This is a genomic window from Frateuria sp. (genome assembly GCF_035695185.1).
GTDB lineage: Bacteria > Pseudomonadota > Gammaproteobacteria > Xanthomonadales > Rhodanobacteraceae > Frateuria_A.
In genome coordinates, this window is record NZ_DASSES010000044.1 from 1 (window position 1) to 3,086 (window position 3,086).

Below are 3,086 nucleotides of genomic sequence, written 5' to 3' on the forward strand. Positions count from 1 at the left end.
AGCGCTCTCCTTCAACTCGCGGCAGAATATGAGGGCCGTGCAGCCCATTTGGAGGATTCCGGGGACGCAGCAGCCGAGAAGTTGAATGACGCCGACAGATAGCGGAGATATCGCCGCCCATTCGATCGTCGTGGGCCAGAGCGACGACTGCGAATAGTCGTTGTGGCCACAACGGATTGTAGGGAGAAAAGTGCCATTCTGCCGAACCTTCGTCCGGCTCGCTGGCGCAGTCGGTGGCGGTGGCTTTTACGGAACATCGAGACGAGGCCATGCGAGTTGGCTTAACCCCACAGCGGTTCAGGAATGAGCCGACAATATTTGGTTAACCGCCTGCACAACATCGGTTGCCGCAACCGGCATCGGCAGGAACTCTCCGAGAGCGCCGATCAGGCGCTGCTTCCAAGGTAACGCGACGAACAGGACCTTGGCCTCAGGTTCACGTTGCTTCGCCATGCGCGCGAGTGTCACGCCGTGAGGCCGACCGGTTGGCCGGCCAGCCAAGAAGAACACCCGTGTTACCAACAGGTCGATGGGGCGGTCAGTGTCCAATACGCCAATCGCCAGCAGACTGTCGGTGGTGGCCGCAACGCTGTGCCCGACTCCACGCAGCGCGTCGGCGATCTCTTGGACGACCAGCAGATCGTCATGCACCAGAACGATGCGTGCGTTCATGCAGCTGTACTCCATGATTACTGATGCGCCGCCATCCGGGGACGGCCGGCGCAAGGCGCCCGCGTGGAGAGGCTCATCCGCGCGGCGGAGAGCATCCACCACGTACAGGCCATATTAGCAGGCTGCGGAAATTCGGCACTGGCGGCGCGGGCTGAATTGCGATTCCCTGTGACCCTGTCGATGGGTTGACGGGGTGGGAATGCGCGGGAGCGACGCGGTCAGCGGCAAGCTGTTCAGCTACGTGAGTCTTGAGAAGCGGGTGCCCGCCGACCACCCGTTGCGGGCGATCCGGGAGATCGTGAACGCGACGCTGGTGGCAATGTCGGCGGAGTTCGATGCGCTCTATTCGCCGTTCGGCCGGGAATCCATCCCGCCGGAGCGGCTGCTGCGGGCGCTGCTGCTGCAAGCCTTCTATACGATCCGCTCGGAGCGGCAGTTGGTCGAGCGCATCGACTTCGACCTGCTGTTCCGCTGGTTCGTCGGGCTGGGCATGGACGATCCGGTATGGGACGCCACTACCTTCACCAAGAACCGCGACCGTCTGCTGGACGGCGACATCGCGACCAAGTTCCTCGTCGCCGTGCTGGCACAACCGCAGGTCAAGGCGCTGCTGTCGGACGAGCATTTCTCGGTGGACGGCACGCTCTTGGAGGCGTGGGCGAGCACCAAGAGTTTTCGACCGAAGGATGGCTCCGGTCCGCCGCCCGATCCGGGGCGCAACGGGGAGCAGGATTTCCACGGTCAGAAACGGAGCAACGAGACGCACGCCTCCACCACCGACCCCGATGCCCGGCTCTACCGCAAGGGGCAGGGCAAGGAGGCCAAGCTCTGTTTCATGGGGCACGTGCTCATGGAGAACCGTAACGGCCTGATCGTCGGTGCCACCGCCACCCGCGCCTCGGGACATGCCGAACGGCTGGCCGCGCAGCACCTGATAGAACCGCATGCCGACCGGCCTCAGCGCATCACCGTCGGCGGCGACAAGGGCTTCGACACGCAGGACTTCGTCGCCGAGATGCGCGAGATCAACGTCACGCCGCATGTGGCGCAGAACGACAACGGGCGGCGCTCGGCGATTGATGGCCGAACCACGCGCCATCCGGGCTATGCGGTCAGCCTGCGCATTCGCAAGCGCATCGAGGAAGCCTTCGGCTGGGCCAAGACGGTCGCCGGACTGCGCAAGGCGCGGCACCGAGGGCTGCCGAAGATCAACTGGCAGTTCATCTTCGCGATGGCCGCCTACAACCTGATCCGCCTGCCCAAGCTGCTCGGAGCGGCGGCATGATACCGGGAGTCTGTCCGCACCGGCCCATCCACCACGGAAATCGCCCATCAGACCGAACCGGATGTACCAGCCACACACAAATGCCGCCGAAAAGCGAACAATCACCCGAAATTCGCCCCGCTTTTCAGCGGCCTGCTAGGCGCCTGCCAACGGCCTCGCGGTACGGCTTCTCTTGTAAAAATATAACGGGTCAGGTCAGGCGCCGAACGCCCGGCATTTGCCTCCCGCCCATCCCCGCCATTACCCTCCGCCCATGAACGTCACCCTTCCCATCCCCGACGACCTCGCGCCCCGCCTCGGCGCGCCCGGTGACGTGTCCCGCCGCGCGCTGGAGGCGTTCGGCCTCGCCGAGTATCAGGCCGGGCGCCTGACCGGACCCGACCTGCGCCGCCTGCTCGGCTTCGCGACCGAGGTCCAGCTTGACCAGTTCCTCACGGCGCACGGGCAGGCGCCGGGCGACACGCCGGTCGCCCGCATCCTTGCCTTCCGCGTCGGCAAGCGGCTCGGCGGCCTCGATCCCGCCGCGCTGATCCGCGAGGGGCGGCGGTGAGGGCGGCGTGAGTGTCTGCGTGCTCGATGCCTCCTTCGTGTTCCCCTGGCTGTTCGAGGACGAGGCGACCCCGGCGGCCGACGCCATGCTGGCCCTGGTCGGGGCGCGCGGCGCCGTGGTGCCGACGCTCTGGCACACCGAAATCGCCAACGGCCTCGGCATCGCCGAGCGCCGCAACCGCATCACGGAGGCGGAGGTGCGGGAAGCGATCGGGCTGCTGGACGCGCTCCCCCTGGTGGCGGACGAGACGCGGCCGGCGCAGGTGTTCGACACGCTGCTGCACCTCATGCGCACGCACCGGCTGACCGCCTATGACGCGACCTATCTGGAACTCGCTTTGCGACGCGGCCTGCCGCTTGCCACCAGCGACGGCGCGCTGCGCCGGGCGGCGCAGGCCAGCGGCGTCGAACTGGTCACGGCGGCGCCGTAGCCGCCCCGCGCCCCCACGCCAGCGAACCCCCCTGTTGGTAGCACTCCAACTTGTCCGGTACATGTAGCACTCGGGTTGTCCGCTCTGGTGCCCGATCGCCGGGGCGAGCCCCGGCGATCGGGCGGCGCGTCGAGCGGGGGAACGCGCCA

General features: G+C 66.8%; 4 protein-coding genes. 3 read left to right on the top strand and 1 reads right to left on the bottom strand.

Annotated elements, in window-relative coordinates; translation table 11 throughout:
* Window positions 1-297: 297 nt before the first annotated feature.
* Complete coding sequence (locus tag VFH59_RS03245; RefSeq protein WP_325163451.1) at window positions 298-672, bottom strand: hypothetical protein; 375 nt, start codon at window positions 670-672, stop codon at window positions 298-300.
* A 199-nt stretch (window positions 673-871) separates the two neighbouring features.
* On the opposite strand from VFH59_RS03245, the gene VFH59_RS03250 reads away from it, so the two are divergent.
* From VFH59_RS03250 to VFH59_RS03260, 3 genes are all read left to right on the top strand, one after another.
* Complete coding sequence (locus VFH59_RS03250; RefSeq protein ID WP_325163452.1) at window positions 872-1,957, top strand: IS5 family transposase; 1,086 nt, start codon at window positions 872-874, stop codon at window positions 1,955-1,957.
* 253 nt (window positions 1,958-2,210) lie between these two features.
* Window positions 2,211-2,507 carry a hypothetical protein gene (locus tag VFH59_RS03255; RefSeq protein ID WP_325163453.1) on the top strand — a complete coding sequence of 99 codons (297 nt, stop codon included), beginning with the start codon at window positions 2,211-2,213 and terminating at the stop codon, window positions 2,505-2,507.
* 7 nt (window positions 2,508-2,514) lie between these two features.
* Window positions 2,515-2,937 carry a type II toxin-antitoxin system VapC family toxin gene (locus tag VFH59_RS03260; RefSeq protein WP_325163454.1) on the top strand — a complete coding sequence of 141 codons (423 nt, stop codon included), beginning with the start codon at window positions 2,515-2,517 and terminating at the stop codon, window positions 2,935-2,937.
* Window positions 2,938-3,086 lie beyond the last annotated feature (149 nt).

Coding starts and splice junctions, on each gene's coding strand:
- VFH59_RS03245 (WP_325163451.1), bottom strand. CDS start 672: ATGAACGCACGCATCGTTCTGGTGCATGACGATCTGCTGGTCGTCCAA.
- VFH59_RS03250 (WP_325163452.1), top strand. CDS start 872: ATGCGCGGGAGCGACGCGGTCAGCGGCAAGCTGTTCAGCTACGTGAGT.
- VFH59_RS03255 (WP_325163453.1), top strand. CDS start 2,211: ATGAACGTCACCCTTCCCATCCCCGACGACCTCGCGCCCCGCCTCGGC.